Origin of the sequence: Clostridium sp. KLE 1755, from assembly GCF_000466465.2 — a bacterium.
In the GTDB taxonomy this organism is placed as follows: Bacteria; Bacillota; Clostridia; order Lachnospirales; family Lachnospiraceae; genus Eisenbergiella; species Eisenbergiella porci.
On sequence record NZ_KE992661.1, the window covers coordinates 43,349 to 63,897 of the forward strand.

General features: G+C 42.1%; 20 protein-coding genes. 17 read left to right on the forward strand and 3 right to left on the reverse strand.

Annotation, left to right across the window (positions count from 1 at the left end; all coding sequences use genetic code 11):
* Window positions 1-12 precede the first annotated feature (12 nt).
* The 11 genes from HMPREF1548_RS03880 (at window position 13) to HMPREF1548_RS28790 (ending at window position 12,142) form a co-directional block, all read left to right on the forward strand.
* Entirely contained in the window at window positions 13-885 is an 873-nt protein-coding gene (locus HMPREF1548_RS03880; protein WP_021634461.1) for a carbohydrate ABC transporter permease, read from the forward strand.
* Window positions 886-1,009: 124 nt separating this feature from the next.
* Window positions 1,010-2,752 (forward strand): extracellular solute-binding protein, encoded by a 1,743-nt coding sequence (locus HMPREF1548_RS03885; RefSeq protein ID WP_021634462.1) that lies wholly within the window; start codon window positions 1,010-1,012, stop codon window positions 2,750-2,752.
* Window positions 2,753-2,912: 160 nt separating this feature from the next.
* Window positions 2,913-6,308 carry a glycoside hydrolase family 2 TIM barrel-domain containing protein gene (locus tag HMPREF1548_RS03890; RefSeq protein WP_021634463.1) on the forward strand — a complete coding sequence of 1,132 codons (3,396 nt, stop codon included), beginning with the start codon at window positions 2,913-2,915 and terminating at the stop codon, window positions 6,306-6,308.
* Between the two features lie 56 nt (window positions 6,309-6,364).
* Entirely contained in the window at window positions 6,365-8,395 is a 2,031-nt protein-coding gene (locus tag HMPREF1548_RS03895; protein WP_198168610.1) for a right-handed parallel beta-helix repeat-containing protein, read from the forward strand.
* 141 nt (window positions 8,396-8,536) lie between these two features.
* Window positions 8,537-8,992, forward strand: a complete 456-nt coding sequence (locus HMPREF1548_RS03900; protein WP_021634465.1) for a MarR family winged helix-turn-helix transcriptional regulator — start codon at window positions 8,537-8,539, stop codon at window positions 8,990-8,992.
* A 2-nt stretch (window positions 8,993-8,994) separates the two neighbouring features.
* The gene (locus HMPREF1548_RS03905) at window positions 8,995-9,921 is read left to right on the forward strand and encodes a DUF1848 domain-containing protein (protein WP_021634466.1); all 927 of its coding nucleotides are present in this window, start codon (window positions 8,995-8,997) and stop codon (window positions 9,919-9,921) included.
* Entirely contained in the window at window positions 9,914-10,828 is a 915-nt protein-coding gene (locus HMPREF1548_RS03910; protein ID WP_035320945.1) for a radical SAM mobile pair protein B, read from the forward strand. The genes HMPREF1548_RS03905 and HMPREF1548_RS03910 overlap by 8 nt, the downstream gene beginning before the upstream one ends.
* On the forward strand, window positions 10,806-11,633 hold the full coding sequence (gene mutM / locus HMPREF1548_RS03915; protein WP_035320979.1) for a bifunctional DNA-formamidopyrimidine glycosylase/DNA-(apurinic or apyrimidinic site) lyase: 828 nt from the start codon (window positions 10,806-10,808) through the stop codon (window positions 11,631-11,633). Before HMPREF1548_RS03910 ends, mutM begins: the two co-directional genes overlap by 23 nt.
* Window positions 11,634-11,648: 15 nt before the next feature.
* On the forward strand, window positions 11,649-11,981 hold the full coding sequence (locus tag HMPREF1548_RS03920; protein ID WP_021634469.1) for a hypothetical protein: 333 nt from the start codon (window positions 11,649-11,651) through the stop codon (window positions 11,979-11,981).
* Window positions 11,969-12,013: a hypothetical protein gene (locus HMPREF1548_RS30785; RefSeq protein ID WP_353612037.1), complete on the forward strand. Its 45-nt coding sequence runs from the start codon at window positions 11,969-11,971 to the stop codon at window positions 12,011-12,013. The genes HMPREF1548_RS03920 and HMPREF1548_RS30785 overlap by 13 nt, the downstream gene beginning before the upstream one ends.
* Window positions 12,014-12,043: 30 nt before the next feature.
* Window positions 12,044-12,142: a cysteine-rich KTR domain-containing protein gene (locus HMPREF1548_RS28790; protein ID WP_083492918.1), complete on the forward strand. Its 99-nt coding sequence runs from the start codon at window positions 12,044-12,046 to the stop codon at window positions 12,140-12,142.
* A gap of 52 nt (window positions 12,143-12,194) precedes the next feature.
* Here HMPREF1548_RS28790 and HMPREF1548_RS03925 read toward each other — a convergent pair whose 3' ends face one another.
* Window positions 12,195-13,052 carry an AraC family transcriptional regulator gene (locus HMPREF1548_RS03925; protein ID WP_021634470.1) on the reverse strand — a complete coding sequence of 286 codons (858 nt, stop codon included), beginning with the start codon at window positions 13,050-13,052 and terminating at the stop codon, window positions 12,195-12,197.
* 139 nt (window positions 13,053-13,191) lie between these two features.
* On the opposite strand from HMPREF1548_RS03925, the gene HMPREF1548_RS29345 reads away from it, so the two are divergent.
* From HMPREF1548_RS29345 to HMPREF1548_RS03935, 3 genes are read left to right on the forward strand one after another with little or no spacing between them, the layout of a single operon-like run.
* Window positions 13,192-13,398: a hypothetical protein gene (locus HMPREF1548_RS29345; RefSeq protein ID WP_021634471.1), complete on the forward strand. Its 207-nt coding sequence runs from the start codon at window positions 13,192-13,194 to the stop codon at window positions 13,396-13,398.
* A gap of 25 nt (window positions 13,399-13,423) precedes the next feature.
* Window positions 13,424-14,803, forward strand: a complete 1,380-nt coding sequence (locus HMPREF1548_RS03930) for an MATE family efflux transporter (protein ID WP_035320947.1) — start codon at window positions 13,424-13,426, stop codon at window positions 14,801-14,803.
* Window positions 14,804-14,840: 37 nt separating this feature from the next.
* The gene (locus HMPREF1548_RS03935; protein ID WP_157065631.1) at window positions 14,841-15,257 is read left to right on the forward strand and encodes a hypothetical protein; all 417 of its coding nucleotides are present in this window, start codon (window positions 14,841-14,843) and stop codon (window positions 15,255-15,257) included.
* A gap of 92 nt (window positions 15,258-15,349) precedes the next feature.
* Here the strand turns inward: HMPREF1548_RS03935 and HMPREF1548_RS30790 are convergent, their stop codons facing one another.
* Window positions 15,350-15,481 carry an AraC family transcriptional regulator gene (locus HMPREF1548_RS30790; RefSeq protein WP_353612038.1) on the reverse strand — a complete coding sequence of 44 codons (132 nt, stop codon included), beginning with the start codon at window positions 15,479-15,481 and terminating at the stop codon, window positions 15,350-15,352.
* Between HMPREF1548_RS30790 and HMPREF1548_RS30355 the strand changes: the two genes are divergently transcribed.
* Together HMPREF1548_RS30355 and HMPREF1548_RS03945 are read left to right on the forward strand one after the other, a co-directional pair.
* Window positions 15,421-15,813, forward strand: a complete 393-nt coding sequence (locus HMPREF1548_RS30355; RefSeq protein WP_021634475.1) for a hypothetical protein — start codon at window positions 15,421-15,423, stop codon at window positions 15,811-15,813. The two genes, HMPREF1548_RS30790 and HMPREF1548_RS30355, sit on opposite strands and share 61 nt — an antisense overlap.
* A 31-nt stretch (window positions 15,814-15,844) precedes the next feature.
* Window positions 15,845-17,125, forward strand: a complete 1,281-nt coding sequence (locus tag HMPREF1548_RS03945) for an FAD-dependent oxidoreductase (protein WP_021634476.1) — start codon at window positions 15,845-15,847, stop codon at window positions 17,123-17,125.
* A gap of 195 nt (window positions 17,126-17,320) precedes the next feature.
* Here HMPREF1548_RS03945 and HMPREF1548_RS03950 read toward each other — a convergent pair whose 3' ends face one another.
* The gene (locus tag HMPREF1548_RS03950) at window positions 17,321-18,385 is read right to left on the reverse strand and encodes a LacI family DNA-binding transcriptional regulator (RefSeq protein ID WP_021634477.1); all 1,065 of its coding nucleotides are present in this window, start codon (window positions 18,383-18,385) and stop codon (window positions 17,321-17,323) included.
* Window positions 18,386-18,729: 344 nt separating this feature from the next.
* On the opposite strand from HMPREF1548_RS03950, the gene HMPREF1548_RS03955 reads away from it, so the two are divergent.
* Entirely contained in the window at window positions 18,730-20,442 is a 1,713-nt protein-coding gene (locus tag HMPREF1548_RS03955; protein WP_021634478.1) for an extracellular solute-binding protein, read from the forward strand.
* Window positions 20,443-20,549: the final 107 nt, after the last annotated feature.

The window sequence follows — 20,549 nt, forward strand, 5'->3', positions numbered from 1 at the left end:
CAGAGGTAGTTTATGGTTACGGGAAAAAAAACAAAAGCAGGGAATTATATAATTGCGGGTATATGTGTAATTATAATTCTGATATGTCTTCTGCCGATGTTAAATGTTTTGTCACGTTCTTTAAGTTCGGCAGAAGCTCTTGTGAAAAATAAAGTAATGCTATTACCAGTGGAACTGAATTTTGATGCATACAAAATAATTTTGACTGATTCTAAATATATTCGTTCTATTATATGGACAGCTTTCCTTACAATTGTCTGTACGATATTTTCGATGTTTATGACGATTATTTGTGCATATCCGTTAACTTTTGATAATTTAAAGGGAAAGAAAATTATCAATACAGTAATTATTTTTACAATGTATTTTGGAGCAGGAACAATTCCGAATTATCTATTATTTAAGGATTTGCATCTTTTAGATAATCCATTAGTACTAATTATTCCAAATTGTCTGAGTGTATTTAACATGATTATTATGCGTAGTTTTTTTTACCAGATTCCTGTTAGCTTAAAGGAGTCTGCTGAGATAGATGGTGCGGGACCGATTCAGATTTTGATTCGTATTTATTTACCGCTGTCGACCTCTGTATTAGCAACACTGGCATTATTTTATGCAGTAGGACGTTGGAATGGTTTTTCAGATGCGCTGCTGTATATGATTAATTCAGAAGAGTACCATCCGATACAGTTACTGCTATATAACATATTGCAGAATGTAACATCAGTTGAAGTAGCAATACAGGAGGGAGTTACAACCCCCGGCCTTTCTGAGACGATTAAGTCAGCCACAGTTGTATTTGCTACAGTACCTATTCTGATTGTTTATCCATGGTTGCAGAAATATTTTATCACTGGCGTCACTATCGGGGCAGTAAAGGAATGAGTACTTATTTGGAGGTCAATATGGACAATGAGGGGGGATAAAGCATTATAAAAATATCAGGAGACTCCAGGTATTGTTATTTCCTTGTTAACTAAAAGAAAAACAATAAATATGAGGTGAGAATATGAAAAATTTGAAGAAGACTCTATCAGAGATACTTGTATTTATGCTGATAGCTATAATGCTGACTGCATGTGGAAGTTCCAGTACTTCGGGAAAATCATCATCGGATGGAGACGGAGCTGCAACAAAGTCAGAAAATGATGTAGTGAAATCAGATGAAACGGTAAACGATGATGAAAGTGCTGTTTCACAAGATTCGGAAATTGTTAATGGAAGGTTCACGGAAACACGAAAAATAACAGTTGAGGTATATGATCGTAATAATGATGGAGGAACAGATCCGAAAGATAATGTTTTTGCTAATTTTATAAAAGAAGGTATGTTACGTGACCATAATATAGAAGTTGAATTTGTGGCTGTTCCCCGTTGGACAGAAACGGATGTGCTGAATAATCTTCTGGCCGCAGGGGATGCTCCGGATGTATGTGTGACGTATAGCAATGCTACGATTAAATCATATGCAAAAATGGGAGGTGTAATTGATCTGCTTCCTTATGTGGAAGAGAATATTGATAAAATTCCAGATTTGCTGGATTTGCTTACCGAGGAAAATCTTTACTATGATTTGGATCCGGTTACCAATCAACTTTGGTCTATTCAGGCAAAGCTTTTCAATAATACCGGGCAGAAAACCTTTGTCAGGGAAGATTGGTTGAAAAAACTCAATATGAATCCGCCAACCTCACTGGAAGAATTCGAAGCAATGCTTTATGCATTCCGTGATAATGCTGATTTACTGCTGGGGGATGAGGCAGATAAGATGATTCCGTATATGATGGCTGGGGAGCTTGCCTTTGAGGCTTCAGATATGGCTCAGGCAATGATTCCTACGAATTTGACCGATAAAGATTTTTATGTATATGGTTATGATGCACAGATGTTTATGTTCCCAAATTATAAAGAGGTCATGCGCGTATTTAACAAATGGTATAATGAAGGACTTCTCTGGAAAGATTTTGTTGTTTATCCAACAGGAGATTCTACGTCAGATAATCTTAAAAAAGCTGGTTATGTGGGTGCCTACAGTAATAATTCAAATGCTCCCTATGGTGGTGGAGAGGATAGTATTCAAAGGACAATACAGCGTGTAGTTGGCGATGAGGCGGCATATATAATTGTACCTACTTATAAGAGTGATACTGGAACATACAGGAAATATTGGGGATCACCTAATGCGTTCAGTGTATTTTTCCCAAATACAAATGATGAACCCGTCGCCTCTTTAATGTATTTGAATTGGATTAGCAAGCCTGAAAACCGTATTTATCTGCAAGTCGGCGAAGAAGGAATTAACCACGAAGTTATGGAAGATGGTTCATACAAGATGCTTCAGGCAACTGGGGAATATATTATGAATTCCGGGAATAATCTTGACTATACGATAGTATTAAATGGTTTGAATTTAGGAGATGAAGACTTAACCTTAAAATCACTTGCCCAGGCATTCCCTGGTATAGACCCAAAATATATAATGAATGTTTACGATCATAGTCCCTATGATAATGTGTATTACAAAACTGTAAACCTCGGAGAAGTAGCAGCTGAGACAGGTATTGGGCAGGCGCTTACGGAAAAAAGAAATGATGTGATAACAAAATCAATCGTGGCTCCTGTAAATGAATTCGATAAGGTATTTGATAAGGAATATCAGAATTATTTGGATTCCGGAGCGCAGGCAATTATGGATGAACGTAAGGCCAAATGGGAAGAGGTTTATGGCGATAAGGAAATGTTGGATGAATAATTGGTGAATAATGAAATAAGGAGCTGTATTTAGCTCCTTATTTTATATTTCTGCCAGGACAGGCAGAAGGGGAACAAACAGCAAGAATTGCGAGGGTATAGTACGGTAAAATTTCTTGAAACTGACTTTGTTATAAATAATGAAATGAAGGAAAATAAAAATGAAAGAAAAATACTTATTTAATGATGGATGGGAATTTCAGTTAACCCAAGTTGGAGCGACGCAGCCTGAGGCTCATAAAAAATGGGAGAAGGTTGAAATTCCACATGATTGGTTAATTTGGAATGTTGATGATCTTTATAAAGATGGGGATGGATGGTATCATAAGCATTTTGCGTATAATCCGACTGAGGGAGAAGAGATATGTTATCTGCGTTTTGATGGTGTATATATGGATTCGACAATCTGGATAAATGGAGAAGAAGTTTTTTCCTGGAAATATGGGTATAGCACTTTCACCATTGATTGTACTGCATATCTAAAAAAAGGTGATAATGAAATACTTGTCCGTGTCAGACATCAGGCACCTAATTCGCGTTGGTATAGTGGAGCTGGTATTTATCGTAATGTATGGATGCTATGTTGTCCTCTATGCCATATTGTTCCGGATGGGGTTTATATAACCCCCAGGAAAGTCAAAACAGACAGATGGGAAGTTTTAATAGATACTGAGGTTGAAGGGAATGTTCCGTCCTATCAGATTTACCATAGGATCGTGAATACAGAAGGACAGGAAGTTGCCTTTCAGACAGGAGGCTTCCATCAGGAAATAAGAGTGGAAAATCCACAGCTATGGGATTTGGATACACCAATAACATATCGGTTGATTACTACACTATATATTGATGGAATTCCGGTACAGACAGTAGAAAACAGTTTTGGTTTTCGGACAATTGAACTGAAGCCGGAAAGCGGGTTGTGGCTGAACGGAAAAAGAAGGAAACTCAATGGCGTCTGCCAGCATCATGATCTTGGATGTTTGGGAGCTGCTTTCAATAAAGATGCTCTACGGCGTCAATTCGCAATCTTGCAGGAAATGGGTGTAAATGCAATCAGAACCTCTCATAATATGCCGGCCCCGGAGTTGATGGAGTTGGCTGATGAAATGGGATTATTAATTTGCTCAGAAGCCTTTGACATGTGGAAACGCAGTAAAACTCCTTATGATTATGCTCGGTTTTTCGGTGAATGGTTTAATAAAGATGTTAAAAGCTGGGTTAGGAGGGATCGGAATCATCCAAGTTTAATTTTTTGGAGTATTGGTAATGAAATTTATGATACACATGCGGATGTGGAAGCAGTGGAATTGACAAAAGCGCTTGTCAGTCAGGTAAGGCTGCACGATCCTTTGGAACACGCCTTTGTGACTATTGGCAGCAATTATATGAGCGGTGAAAACGCACGCAGGTGTGCCGAATATGTCCAGGCAGTTGGTTATAATTATGGGGAAAGGATGTATGAACAGCAACATATGGAGCATCCGGAATGGGTGATTTACGGGAGCGAAACCTGTTCTGTTGTGCAGAGCCGCGGAATTTACCATTTCCCTGTCGGTCAGTCATTGCTTGCAGATGATGATGAGCAGTGTTCGTCTTTAGGAAACAGCGCGACAAGCTGGGGAGCTAAGAGTACAGAAATATGCATACTGAATGACTATAGAGCTGAATTTTCAGCAGGACAGTTTATCTGGACAGGTACGGATTATATTGGGGAACCAACTCCGTATCATACTAGAAATTCTTATTTTGGCCAGATAGATACTGCTGGATTTCCCAAAGATTCCTTCTATATATTTCAAGCAGCATGGAAGGATTATCGTACAGCTCCGATGATTCATATATTTCCCTATTGGGATTTTTCCGAAGGACAACAAATAGATGTCCGTGTTTGTTCAAATGCACCGGAAGTGGAATTGTTTTTTAATGGCGTTTCTCAGGGAAGGCAGGAACTTGGGCTGGATAAGGGAAAATTGATAGCGGATTTCAGTATGCATTATCACATTGGGAATTTGACGGCAATTGCCTATAATAAAGAAGGGATGGAAATAGCAAGAGATGTGCGGGAAAGCTTTGGAGAACCCGTGGCCCTTAGATTAACAACAGATAAAGAACAATTGTCTGCAGATGGTAAAAGCCTTGCTTTTTTAACTATTACTGCAGTTGACAGGGAGGGAAGGACTGTAGAAAATGCAGTTAATCGTATTCTGGTAAAGGTAGAGGGTGCAGCACGACTGATGGGGGTGGACAATGGAGATAGTACGGATCCTGAGGCTTATAAGACATGCTCCAGAAGGCTTTTTTCTGGCAAATTATTGGCTGTAGTAGGTTCCGTTTATGAGAGCGGAGATATTATGGTATCTGCAATTTCACCGGGACTGCAGCCGATGAAAATTAAAATGAAGGCACAAAAAGCTGTTGTTCCAGAAGGGGCATCAAATACGTTGCAGAGAGCGGATTTACCCGTAGACGGCGATTTACAGGAAATCCCGGTACGGAAAATAGAGTTGTCTGTGCAGGAGGATTGCTTATGTCTGACACCAGAGCATAATCAAATAGAAATTACGGCACATGTACTTCCTGAAAATGCGTCTTACGATGATCTTGAATGGGCGGCTTCGACTGCGAGTGGTATTGAATCGCCCATTGCATCACTGACTGCAATGGGTAAAAAAGCAGTGGTAACGGCAGCCGGGGATGGTGATGTTTGGATTCGATGTATCAGCCGCAATGGAAGGGCAAAACCATGTCTGATTTCCCAACTGCGTCTTACTGCACAAGGACATGGAAAAAGGTGCCTTAACCCTTATGGATTTATTTCAGGCGGGCTTTACACAGATTCCAATACCGAATTAAATAATGGAAATGAACGAGGGGTAGCAACTCCGCCAACAGGTGAAAGTCAGATTCGCTTTGCTAATGTGGATTTTGGGGAATATGGCTCTGATGTGGTTACTCTGCCATTGTTTTCCTTGACTAAAGATCCGTTCCCTGTGGAAATATGGGAGGGCGTCCCCGGGGAAAAAGGTGCGGAACATATTTGTACAGTAACTTATAATAGGGGATCTGTTTTTAACTCATATCTTGAACAGACCTTCCTTTTACCAAAACGCCTTCAGGGCATAAAAGATATAACTTTTATATTCCGGCAGAAGGTACATATGAAAGGATTTTATTTTAAAGAGCGGCAAAAAGCATATGAAAAGCTGGCGGCATCCCAATGTGATGCATTGTATGGGGACAGCTTCAGGCGAGCGGGAAACTGTATTGAAGAGATTGGAAATAATGTAACTGTTTCATTCCATAGAATGATATTTACAGAAGCTCCTTCGAAGCTGATTGTCTCGGGCAGGACAGATTTGAAATCCAATACCATTCATTTGCATTTGAAACGGGATGGGCAGGAGGATTTGGTCCTTATATTGGAATTTGGACAGGCAGCAGAATATACAATTAGAAATTTTGATCTGCCTTTGATTGAAACAGGCGTTTATGATGCAGAACTGGTATTTTTGCCGGGAAGCAGATTCGATTTAGAGTGGATACAGTTCGAAAAATAAATAGTATACGAAAAGAGGCCGTATTTGTAAAAAAAATGGCAGGAAAGGTGAGAATTATGGAATATCATGTTTCAGTTAATGGAGAAGACGGAGCGAAAGGAACGGAAGAATATCCGTTTCAAAGTATATCACGTGCAGCAGCAGTTGCGGTGGCAGGTGATACGATAACGGTACATGCAGGAATATACAGAGAATGGGTCAACCCTGAAAATGGGGGAACCGGTGAAGCCAGAATTGTTTATCGGGCAGCCGGAGACGGAGAGACTGTAATTACAGGTGCGGAACCTATAAAAGAATGGAAAAATGAAGAGGGAAATGTCTGGAGTACAGAAGTCAGCAATTCAATATTTACCGTGCGTAATCCATATAAGGAAGAACTATATGGAGACTGGCTGTTTGAAGGAGCTTTTGCGCCTCATCTTGGAGATGTATATTTGGATGGAAAATCATTGTATGAATGTGCATCCCTTGATGATTTACTCAATCCTGAGATATGGCCGCAGGCAAAATTCCCGGAGGAATCTCTTCTGAAATGGTACGTGCAGGCTGGTATAGAAACAACAAAGATATGGGCAAATTTCGGAGGCAGGGATCCGCGTTGTGAAAATGTGGAAATTAATGTAAGACCTTATTGCTTCTGGCCGGAGAAAGAAGGACGGAATTATATTACGGTAAGAGGCTTTATATTACGACAAGCCTCTCCTCAGTGGGCGCCTCCTACAGCATTACAGGAAGGCCTTATTGGCCCTCATTGGAGTAAGGGGTGGATTATTGAGGATAACATTATCTGCGAGTCTAAATGTACGGGTATCAGCCTGGGCAAAGAACTGGGCAGCGGACAGAATGAATGGTCAAGGCAGCATATTAAAGGCGGTACACAGCGGGAACAGGAGGTTATTTTCCGTGCATTACGGGGAAATTGGAATAAACAAAATATTGGAAGTCATATAGTGCGTAATAATATTATCCACGATTGTGAACAGGCAGGTATTGTGGGACATTTGGGTTGTGTTTTCAGTGAGATCTACAAGAATCGTATTTATAATATACATCATAAAAGGATTTTTCATGGAGCTGAAGTAGGAGGGATTAAGCTCCATGCCTCGCTGGACACCCGGATTTACAGCAATGTAATATACGGATGCTATCGTGGAATATGGTTGGATTGGCAGGCACAGGGAACCAGGATAAGCCGGAATGTATTTTTTGATAATCTGTCTGAGGATTTTTTTACTGAGGTATGCCATGGCCCCTATATGGTGGATCATAATTTGTTCCTGTCGCCAATGAATTTCAGAAATCTTTCAGAAGGAGGTGCATTTGTCCATAATCTTTTTACCGGAAAATTTGTCCTGAGATCAGAACTTAGCCGATATACCCCATATCATGTGCCTCATGAAACGGCTGTTGCAGGTTACAGCAATATTTCCGGAGGAGATGATCGGTTCTATAATAATATTTTTATCAGAGATAACGATACGGATAATGAACCTTTGCCAATGACATTTTTTGAACATCTTCCGCTTGTTCGCCGGCAAAGCGATGGAGCGGACAATACCCCGGCAATGGATGGGCTTCCGGACAATTCCCGCTGCTATCTTTATCCTGTGGGCTTAAGCTGTTATGATAATTATCCTGGGAAAATGGAAAAAGAGCCATGGGAATACACCAAAGAAGAGAAGGAAGAATTAATTAAGAAAAATGGAAGTTTATACAAGCTGGGAAGGTGGGCAATTCCAGTATCCATGAAAAATAATTTATATTTTAATAATGCGGTTCCCAGTTTGCATGAACCGGATGCGAAGGTATACAGCGGAACTGCGTTAGAGGTGAAGGTACTTGCCTCACAAAATAAAGTGTCGGTTCGTATTATAGATCCTGAACTGCTGAAAACAGAAAAAGTCGCAGGAATTGTCAGCAGTGATCTCGGAAAAAGTTACCATGCTGAGATGTTGTATGAAAATCCGGATGGCAGTCCGATTTGCTTTGATACTGATTTCTATGGAAATGAGAGAGAAATGAGTAGAGTTACACCGGGGCCATTTGAAATTTGTAATAATGAAGCAATTGAATTCTGTTATCAATAAACAATTGATAAATTTTTGCAGCCAGGCTCTTAAATGTCTGGCTGCATTTTCTAAATATATTCTTGAAATTACGAATAATAAATGCTAATATTATAAGGTCAATAAATTGACCGTAAATAAATTGATTGAGGGCGGACTGATATGACCAAAGAGGATAAGAAAAATGCATATCTATATTGTAAATTCAGAGATGAACAGTTTGCTTTATATGATGAATATGCAAAACGCCACGGTATGTTAATGAAAACGTTGTTGGTAGTAAATACCCTTTTTTATGCAAAGGATGGAATGACACAGACCGAAATATGCCGACGGACATTTCAGTCTAAGCAGACTGTAAACTTAATCATTAAAAATCTGCTTGCAGAAAACTATGTTACTGTTGATGAAGTGCCGGAGAACAAGAGGAATAAAATTGTTCAAATGACCGAGGCGGGACGGTTATATTGCGAAAAGGTTGTCAGGCATATCACATGGGCAGAGGATACAGCGATGTCAATGTTTACGGCAGAGGAACAAAAACAACTGATTGACCTGTCAAGGACATTTACAAAAAATTTAACTTTACTTGTAAATCAGGAAACGGAGGAAATCTGAAAATGATTATCAATACCGGCGGACGGACAGATACCGTCCAATATTACACGGAATGGCTCTTAAACCGCTTTTCAGAAGGGTATGTGCTTTCGCGCAATCCATTATTTCCAAATAAAGTGACACGCTATGAGCTGACCCCGGACACAGTAGACTGCGTTGTTTTCTGCTCTAAGAATTACAAGCCCATACTGCCGCGGCTGCATGAAATTACAGACCGTTTCCATACCTATTTCCATTACACAATTACGGCTTACGGAAAGGATATTGAGCCGGGTGTCCCGGGTGTAGAAGAAAGCATGGAAACACTGATAAAACTGGCTGGGCTGGTGGGAAAACAACGAATTGCATGGAGATATGATCCCGTCTTGCTGACAAAAGAATATACGGTACAACGTCATATAGAAACTTTTGAAAAAATGGCAAAAGTGCTTTCCCCTTACATTGACCGCTGTATTTTCAGTTTTGTGGAAATGTATAAAAAACTGGAAAGTAATATGCCGGAGCTTATTCCCCTGTCTGAGCAGGATAAAGACGCGCTGGCCCAGGGACTTGGCACTATTGCGGAGAAAAACGGTATTTTTATTCAGACCTGCGGAACAAACGGGGATTTTTCCCGCTATCATATCCATTCTTCTGGCTGTATGACGCTTGATATTTTGGGAAGTGCCAACGGTATTCTATTTAAGGACTTAAAGCATAAAGGCACACGACAGGGCTGCCACTGTATCGAGAGCCGGGATATAGGGGCTTATGATACCTGCATGAACGGCTGTAAGTATTGCTATGCTAATAAAAACCCGCAGAAGGCATTTGAAAATTACAAATACCATGACAAGACTTCTCCGCTGCTGCTTGGAGTGATAAAGCCGGACGACACTCTTATACAAGGAGCGCAGAAGACTTTTCAAAAGGTGAAACGCTATGACTGAAACGATTATCAATGAAATTGAAACAGGAAATATTTTGTCAAAATCTAATTTACCTGTTTGTGAATACTCTGTAAACCCTTATGTAGGTTGTACCCACGCCTGCAAATATTGTTATGCCTCCTTTATGAAACGGTTTACAGGACATACGGAACAATGGGGGACTTTTTTAGATGTAAAGCATTGGAAAGAAATTAAAAATCCGGAAAAATATAAAGGAAAGGAGTTATTTATCGGTTCTGTCACTGATCCCTACAATCCACAGGAAGAAAAATACAGGCGTACAAGAGCTTTGCTTGAACAGTTAAAAGGCAGCGGTGCAAAATTAAGCATTGCCACGAAATCTGATTTGATATTGCGTGATTTAGACCTGATAAAGACTTTCCCCAATGCCCGTGTTTCATGGTCAATTAACACACTGGACGAAAATTTCCGGGCAGATATGGATAATGCTGTTTCGATAGAACGGCGGCTTGCCGCCATGAAAGCGTTTTATCTTGCAGGTGTCCGTACTACCTGTTTTATTTCCCCAATATTTCCGGGAATTACGGATATAAAAGCGATTATCCGGCGGGCAATGTCGCAATGTAATCTAATCTGGTTGGAGAATCTCAACCTGCGGGGCGGTTATAAAAACGTCATTATGGAGTACATACAGGAAAAATACGCACAGCTTTTGCCTTTGTACCATGAAATATACGATTGTAAAAACCGCAGCTATTGGACAATGCTTGACAAAGAACTAAAAGCCTATGCTGCTGAAATCGGGCTTGACTATGTAACAAATGATGACAGCATGACAAGGGACTTTAATGCCCCTCCCGTCATTGTCAACTATTTTTACCATGAGCAAATAAAAAAATCTGCAAGAAAGGACAATGGAAGCCATGCCGGAACTGCCCGAAGTTGAAACAATAAAAAGAGTGATTGGGCCGCAGATACAAGGACTTATCATTGAAAAGGTTATAGTAAAACGGCCAGAAGTAATAGCTAATCCCGCAGCAGAAGAATTTTGCAGGCTTCTGACCGGACAAACCATTTCCCATATGACACGCAGGGGAAAATTTCTGATTATCCAGTTAAACAGTAATGATCGTATTATCCTGCACTTGCGAATGACAGGCTGCCTGCTGTTTACCCCGGCAGACTACCCGGAAGAAAAGCATACGCATATTATTTTCAGCCTGAATAAAGGCAAGGAATTACGGTTCTCTGATACACGCCGTTTCGGACGTTTTTGGTTACTCAAAGAGGGTGAAGCCGATACATACAGCGGGATTGAAAAATTGGGTATAGAGCCGCTTGACAGGGAGCTTACCGCCGGTTATCTGAACGCTCATTTGGGAAAACGAAAAAAAACCGTGAAGGAATGTCTGCTGGACCAGAGCATAATTGCAGGTATAGGCAACATCTATTCAGACGAGATTTTGTTTACTGCGGGGATTTATCCGGCATGTCCTGCAAAGAATCTGAAAATGAAAGAATGGGAACGCCTTGCCGCTGCTATCCCGGAGTGTATTTCTTATTTTATTGAGGTGAACAAAATAACACCGGAGGACTACCTGGAAACCAAAGGGCAGGACTACCGCAACACACCATTTTTACAAGTCTACGGGCGGGACGGTAAGCCCTGTTCAAAATGCGGGGAAGCACTCCGCCGTATTGTAATTGGCGGCAGGAGCAGCGTGTACTGTCCTGTCTGCCAAAAAGATTGATAATAAGGAATTAGTATGATAAATGCAAAGGAAATTTATTACATTCTATTAAAGGCATACGGCCAACCCCGCTGGTGGTCTGATGACCCGTTTGTTGTTATGCTGCAATCGGTCCTGGTACAGAACACCACATGGAGCAGCGTAGAAAAGACTTGCGCTATGTTTGTCAATCAGCTCACCCCGGAATATATTGAGGATTTATCGACGGAAGAATTAGAGCAGATTATCCGCCCTTGTGGATTCTATAAGGAAAAAGCCCGGACAATACAAGCCCTTACCGCATGGTATCGCAAATATCATGCATTTCTGTTTGTAAAAAAACACCTAAATGCGATATTTGCTTTTTAAATGGGGATTGCAGACAAAAGCTGTCAAAATAAAGGCGCTGATATGATGAAGTTAAGTTCCCGCTGCATTGTCCGAAAGGTAAGCATGAGACGTTAATCAATATCCGGCAACTGAACTTATCCGATATCACAGAGACAGACACAAAGACGCTGAGCCGATAGCGAGCAGATTAGAAAATGCGGTTATCGGCTCTTTTTTCAATACACAAAAGCATCACTTCCGATACATGCGCGGCGTTACTCCAAAAAACCTGCGGAACATCTGCGAATAATAACTCTGTCCGCTAAAACCGCACCTGGAAGCAACCTCCCCAATGGAGCAGTCGGTATTCAGCAGCAGCTCCTGACTTTTTTTCAGACGATAGAAAATCAGATAATCAATGGGCGATTGGCCCATATATCTGGTGAAAATCTGGCAGCATCTGCTTCGGCAGACCTTGCCGGCCGCAGCGATATCGGAAAGGGTTACATTTGACTGATAGTGCGTGTGGATGTATTTTGTCATGTCGTACAGGCTCAGCCATTTTGCATCATGGATATCGCCGTGAGCATCCGATTGGATCATTGGAACCACCGCGCCGCATAATGCCAGCACATAAGATAGTGTAAGAAAGACATTGGGGTTGCCCGTTTGTATCTCGTGCAGTATCTTTGGATAAAGAGAGAGTACCGGCTTATTGCTGTCCTTTTTTAACAGCACATAATCACTACATTCAGGGGTTGTTTTGCTGGACATAAGCTGTTCCACCGCAGGGAGTTCCTTCGGAAGCAGTGAGGGGGAAACGGTAATTACAAGATATTTGCATGGAGTAAGCTCGCGGGAATAATTGTAATGCAGCCTTTGGCTGTTGACAAATATACCGTCTCCAGTTCCCAGATGAACATTTTCTCCATTAATAAAATAATCCATTACGCCTTCCAGCACCAGATTGAATTCAAAATCAGGATGGAAGTGACAGCCAACGGTATATTGGTTTTGGTTTGCCAGTTTCCCGATTCCGGCATAAAGCGGGAAGTCGGGGATAGGATAAGGCAGAATTTCCGATAAATCCGATAATATTTCAAGTCCCATATTTACCTCATAATATACGATACTTATAATATAATATTCTTTATTGATAAAAATAGCAATATTCTTATGATATAATTATAAAAAATTTGGCAATGACCGAGGTATCAGTCGATGATAAGTAAAACAAAAACCCATATAGATGCAGACAAAATCGGGGATGGAAGGATACGAGAAGGTTCACCCGTTTGTGTTCGGTGAGAATGAAAAAATCCGGCTGAAAATGTACTGGGTATATGTGGCGCTTTTGATTGGTGTAGAGATTTACCGGTATGAACTTGAGGACAGAGAAGAAACAATGCGCAGACACAGTGATATGCTGCTCCAGGCGCTTGAAGCGTTAAAATAATGATCAGATAAAGGACGGAATGATGATGAAAGCAAGAATTATATTATCTGCTGATAAAAAAGATTTTTACAAAGAATTATTTGCCCTCGCAATACCGATAGGACTGCAGAATCTGCTGGTAGCCCTTATTGGCGCAACCGATGCCCTGATGCTCGGGCGTTTTTCACAGGATGCTGTTTCCGCAGTTTCTCTTGCCAATCAGGTGGTTTTCATTATGAATCTGTTTATCGGCGCGGCAGTTGGCGGCGGCGGAGTGCTTTTGGCTCAATATTGGGGCAAGGGCGACAGGACCATGGTAAAAAACATATTCTGTACCATTCTCAAATGGGCATTTGAAATATCCCTTGTGTTCTTTGCATTTGCCATGTTCATTCCTGAAACACTTATGCGGATTTATACGCCCGAACCGAAGCTTATTGAGATTGGAACATCCTATCTGCGTGCGGTGGCGTTTTCCTATCTGTTCTCAGGCATTACCAATTGCTATTATCTTATGATGAAGCTTGAGGGAAAGGCTGTTAAGAGTGTTTATATCTCTGTCGTAACCCTTATTACCGATATGGTAATTGATCTTTTCCTCATCTATGGTCTTTGCGGAGTCCCCAGGCTGGGTGCAAACGGCTCAGCATATTCTACTGTTGTCGTTGAGCTTGTGGCGCTTGTGTGGTGCATCACCGAATCTCATAAAAAAGACAGCCTTCGTCCCGATTTACAGGGGTTCAAGTGGTTTTCAAAAGCAATCACAAAGGATATGTTCAAGGTATCACTTCCCATGCTTGGGAGTTCTCTTGCCTGGGGATTGGGTTTCTCGCTGCACTCCTTAATTATGGGGCATCTTGGTTCGGATGCGACCGCTGCCGCATCCATTACCTCTGTGGCGCAGGAACTGATTACCTGTGTTTGCAAGGGCATCTCCGCCGGTGCGGGCATTATGGTGGGCAAGCTGCTCGGCAGGAATATGTTTGACAAGGCCAGGGAGTACGGGAAACGCTTCTGTTATATTTCCTTTTGGACAGGCGGTATACATATGGCGCTGCTTTGTATTCTGGCGCCTGTTGTTACGATATTCTTTGTGCTGTCTGAGACCGCAAAACAGTATCTCATTATGATGCTTTTGTTCAGCGGTGTTTATGTGTTTGCATACTCGATTAATACGATAGTGGTATGTGGTGTTTTCCCGGCAGGCGGTGACTCCAGGTACGACGCCATCAGTGTGTTTTTTGCTTCCTGGTGCTTTGCCCTGCCGCTGGCACTCCTGGGGACGTTCGTGTTTGATTTGCCCGTAATGGCAGTGTACATTCTTATGTGCGCTGATGAAATCGTAAAGCTTCCGTTTATACTTCCACGGTATAGGAAATATCTGTGGCTGAAGAACCTGACGAGGGAGGAGAGTGCGGCGGCATAACGGTATTTCTTTCGCTTGGTTTTATAATGAAAATGATGTGAAACGGCTGGAAGAAATGGGGGATTACCTGAAGGCGGTGTTTGCCCGTAATCTATTGGAAGAAGCCGGGATATGCGTTGACAGCTGGGAAGAGGGATACGACATTGAAGCGGTTAGAAGAGATAATTATGAGCAGTTCTTTAAGACGGAAGATGGAATCAGAAATGCGGATATTAAAGTTTCTTTTCCCCATCCGGTCAGTGTTTCCCATGTGGTGTTGAAAGAAAACATCCGTATGAGTCAGAGAATAGAAGGTTTTGAAATTATGGATGATAAAGGGCATGTTTTGTATCAGGGGAGCACAGTGGGATATAAAAAGATTGCGGTATTTCCCAGGACAGCGGTTAAGGAACTGCACATACATATTACCGATGCCCGGGTATGTCCTACGCTGGCATTCCTGGGAATTTATTAGTTGATGCATGAAAGCATTTACAATATTAGCATATATCAATTAGTTTTTTATGGTATATTTGTGGGCCGGGAACGGGCAATATTACGGCTGATTTAATTCCTGAGGGATAGCTGATATTGCTTGGGAGACATTCCGGTCTGCAGGGAAAACGTTCTGGAGAAATTTGAATAATTGTGGAAGCCGGCGGCATAGCAGGCTTCGCAGAGACGATAACCTTTTCGCAGGTATTCCTGCGAAAGGGCTATTTTTTGACAGCGATCTGAACCGGGACACCTGGGAAAACCAGAGCTGGCGTGTGAAAAGATACCCCATGAAGTGCAACAGCTTTCTGGACGATGAACCGGTGTCCGTTCCTGGTACGATTCTGCGTGCTTACGAGGTCTGGATAGACACGGGGGATGGAAATTGGGAGAATGTCTGTGAGGAGACGGAAAATTATCAGCAGCTTCGTTTCCTTCCGTTAGGCTGTATCCTGAAACGAATAAAATTCATTCCAAAGGCCGCCTGGGGAGGGGGAAAAGCCAGGGTTTACGCGATGGAACTGATATCCGACTGAAACGGACAATATATAAGGAGACAGGAAAAATATGGAATATTATACAGAACCGGAAAGAAAAATCCCTGTAGTTGAGAATGTGGATGTACTGATTGCGGGTGGTGGCCTGGCGGGAATCGGTGCGACGATTGCGGCAGCCAGACACGGCTGCAGGACAATGCTCGTGGAACAGGCTGGGGATGTGGGCGGCATAGCGACCATAGGAATGATGAGCCACTGGACCGGCGCTACCAAGGGCGGATTTTATGAAGAACTGCTGGAACGTTCACGGGATGACGACATACAGGGAAGCAAAAATGTAATTAATCCGGAGAAGTTGAAAAATGTGTTGTTGCAGATGTTGGGGGAAGAGAAGGTACTGCTGAGAACCTACACGCTTGCAGTGGATGCGATTGTGGAAAACAACTGTATAAAGGGTATTATTACAGAATCCAAAACAGGAAGGGAGGCTATAAACGCAAAGGTTGTGATCGACTGCTCTGGAGATGGAGACATTGCAGCAAGAGCCGGAGCGCCTTTTTATAAGGGGCGTGAGGAGGACGGTACCATGCAGCCCATGACCCTGATGTTTAAAATTGCCGGTGTGGATGAAAGCAGAGCGATTTTTCCAGGCTCCTTTGAAACCAATACCATTACACCAAAGGGGCCGGTTCAGGATCTTGGAAAAGAAAATCTTCCCTTTCCGACAGGCCATGTCCTGCTGTACCGATCCACCATTCCGGGAGTGGTCACCGTCAATATGACAAATGTGGTTGGAATGGATGGAACAAACGCGCTGGATTTGTCGGAGGGGCACAGGCGGTGCAGAATGCAGATGGATACTATCGTCAGTTTTCTGAGAAAGTATATTGACGGCTATGAAAATTGTTATATCATAAGCAGCGCCTCTGTGATAGGTGTCCGCGAAACACGTCATTTTATCGGGGAAAGCACGATTAAGAAAGAAGATATTTTAAATGCCATGCAATGTGAGGACTGGGCTGTCCAGGATGCACACTTCAATTTTGACATACACAATATGACGGGCTCCGGACTTGATAAAACGGGCTGTCAGGAAAAATTCTCCCAGAAGGGGCATTATTCAATCCCTTATGGATGCCTTGTTCCTTTGAAAATCGACGGACTGCTTCTGGCAGGCCGGGATATCTGTGGGACCCATATGGCGCACTCCAGTTACCGTGTGATGCCAATTTGTGTGAAATTGGGAGAAGCGGCGGGAACAGCGGCGTCAATCTGTGTGAAGAAAGAAATTTATCCCAGAAATGTTCCTGTAAAGGAGCTGCAGGAATTGCTGAAAGCCAGTGAAAATTGAACGGTAGATTTTTGAAAAGGAAAGGGCCACGGCGACCGGAATAGGGTCTGTCGTGGCTCTTTTTGGAAAATGTTAAAAATCCTGAATCTGCCGGCTTTCTTTCCACTTTTTATATAGCTTGGAAAAATAGCGGTAATTTGGCAGGCCAACCAAATCGGATCCATGATATAGATGATATCCTGGTAATCCGGCTTCTTATTCATCCGGTAGGCATACAGCTACTGAACTTCTGTTTACATGAGAACATGGAATTAGAATCCCGTGTTTTTCTGGCGGTGTATTATTAAGCAGCTGTAGCATAACTTCTGCTGTTTTTCCCCCCATTTCACGAAGGGGAAGGCTGACAGTGGAAAGTGCGGGCCGGGTAAACGGAGAAAGCTCCAGATTATCAAAGCCATGGATAGAAAGATCGTCAGGAAGGATCAGTCCCTGATCTAATGCAGCATTGATAGCACCATAGGCCATCAGATCACTCATTGAAAAAATGGCGGTAGGCGGATCTGGTAACTGCAGGAGCGTCTGGCAGCTTTGATAGCCATCCTCATAATGCCAGTTACCGGAACGCACATATTCAGGATAGAGTGTCAGATAGTTTTCCATCAGGGCATTCTGATATCCCATCAGACGTTTGTGAGCTGCGAGGGAATCAATGGAACCGCAGATTAGGGCTATTTTTTTATGTCCCATTTTAATCATATGTTCAACCGCGATATATGCGCCCTGATAATCATCATAATTAATACAGTAATCTTTATTCTGGGTATAGGCGTATGTATAAACAACAGGGATATCCAACGCGGGCAGAATGTTTCCCACATCCCTGGGGTGGACGCCAACATAAATTATTCCGTCAACACGGGAAGTCATCAGCAGGTTCAGGGACTTACCTACACTATGTCTGAAGGACTCTGACTGTTCCAGGTCCCCATATAAAAAGGCCTTTTCATGTTCTACCTTATCATTTACGCGTAAATTACAGAGGTTAACGGCATAGTCACGATCTTCACAATATTTACATATACCGTCAATAATGTCACCGGAGGAAAACGCACTGATATCCTCCGCCAGGATACCTATTATACGGCTTTGATTTGTCTTCAGGCTTTTGGCCACTGTATTTGGTATATAATTCAGCTGCCGGATAGCGTCTTTTACCCGTTCTGAAGTTTCGGGGGCGACTTTCCTGCTTTGATTAATTACGTTGGAAACTGTACCTATGGAAACACCGGCCAGCTTTGCTACATCATGAATTGTAGTCAAGGTAAATTCATCCTTTCTTCTAAAACGTTATAATAATGGTACCATAGAAAACAATAAAAGACAATGAAGTAATTATTAAAATAAAGACACCTGATATGTTAAATGTATATATAAATAATGGTGTGATTATGGAGAAAATATACAAAATCGAGATGATTTTGAAGAATATGTTGACAAAGAAATTCACATTACATATAATGAAAACAATTTGAACGTTTCAATTTATAAATGCAAGAAATGAAGATTTTAGCATGGAAAAATGGAATTAACCCCTATATTTTTTTGAAATAAAATTGAAACGTTTTAATAAAAATAGGTTTTATAAGCAGAAAGGAAGCATATTTATGAGAAAATGGAAAAGGGCAGTGGCAATAGGACTTACGGCAATGTTGGTTCTTGGAGGATGCGGGAGCACAGGAACTGACCAGACTGTAGGTATGGCGGAGGAGAACAGTACTGCAGTAGCGGGCGGGGAAACGGCGGATAGTACTATTGATAAGGTGGTGTGGTTTTCCGATGTGGATTTCTGGAATCCGCCTACAAAGTGGGATACCTCTGAGGGAACGATTACAGGAGGAATCACAAAAGCAACAGGGTTGGAGTTTGAAATGAATATTCCGGCAGGGGATGGAAGTACCAAACTTGCGTTGATGATTGTAAATGGAAATCTCCCGGATATTATGTCCCTTACAGATTCAGCAACCATAAAAGAACTTGTGGATTCGGGGCAGGTATGGCAGCTTGAGGAATTTTTAGAAAAGTATGATCCTGAATCCCATTTGCTTAATGGCGGCTATGCGGAGGATATTAAGGAACTGCTGATAGAGCGTGACGGGGATTGGTATGCTTATGCCAGCCACCAGAATTCCCCTGATAACAGAAAGCTGTATCCACCTTATAGCGAGTATTATGATTGGAATAATAAATATGGGGAGAACAATGGAATTCTTTGGAATGATGCAGCACTGAAGGAATTTGGCCTTACTCATGAAGATCTGCAGACGGAAGAGCAGGTTCTGGCAGCATTTGAGATGGTAAAAAATTCTGATAAAACGGTAAATGGGGCAAGCTATATTCCTCTTCTGGTAGACGGAAATACATATCAGGACACCACACTGCGCTCATTGGAATATTTTTTTGGTTCCATGCCTATTGATGATGAGGGAAATTATCAGGACTGGATTCAGGCTCCGGAATCCAAACATGCTCTGAAATTTTTGAATACATGTATAAATAAAGGTTATCTTGATCCCAATCAGTTCACAGTGGATAATGCAAGCGTAAAATCCTATATTGCCAGCGGGCGTGTTCTGTGCTTTATCGGAAATAAGGCGAATACAAATGCAAATACTGATTGGACAGGAACTACCTGGTCATCTACAGGAGCGATTCTGTCAGGGGAGGGGACTCTGCCTGCGCTTCCTAAAAACAGCGAAGCGGGAACCGGCTGGATTCAGACTTTTATATCCAAGAAGTGCCAGCATCCTGAAAAAATTGCGAAATGGCTTTCCTGGATGAGCAGCGAAGAGGGCATTACCTTCTGTGTATATGGTGAGGAAGGTGTGGACTATACGCTCGATGAACAGGGCGGTTATGTTGAAACTGAGTTGGGGGAAGAGAAAAAACTGGATTATGCAAACAGTGGTCTGACAGCTTACTGGCCGTTCCATAATTCAGATTTCTTTAACCATGTGGATCCGGCGCCGGAAGAGGATTCCGAGGACTATCTGGGTATGCTGAATAATACTGCTCTGGGAAGAATGGAAGAGACTACGGTTTATAATGGTGCGCTGATTACTTTTGCAGATACCCTGATTGATCCATCAAGTGATCTGGGAATCAGTAAATCCCAAATTGATAATTATCTGAAGGGACAGATATCTACAATTGTAATGACGAAGGATGATGCTGCATTTGAGACTCAGTATGAGGCATTGTTGGGCCAGCTGGATAAGCTGGGAATCAAGGCACTCAACGAAGCCTATAATGAAGCTTATAAGGAAAAGTGCGCTTATTATGGAGAGACGCTGACTAACTGCAATATTAACAGACATTAAAGGCAGGAAGCAAAGGTCAGAAATTAAGGACAGCCGTATGAGGCAAATGAATATGACTGGAATTGCCGGCAGACATTCTGTGCAGTTCCAGTCATATTAATCTGAGG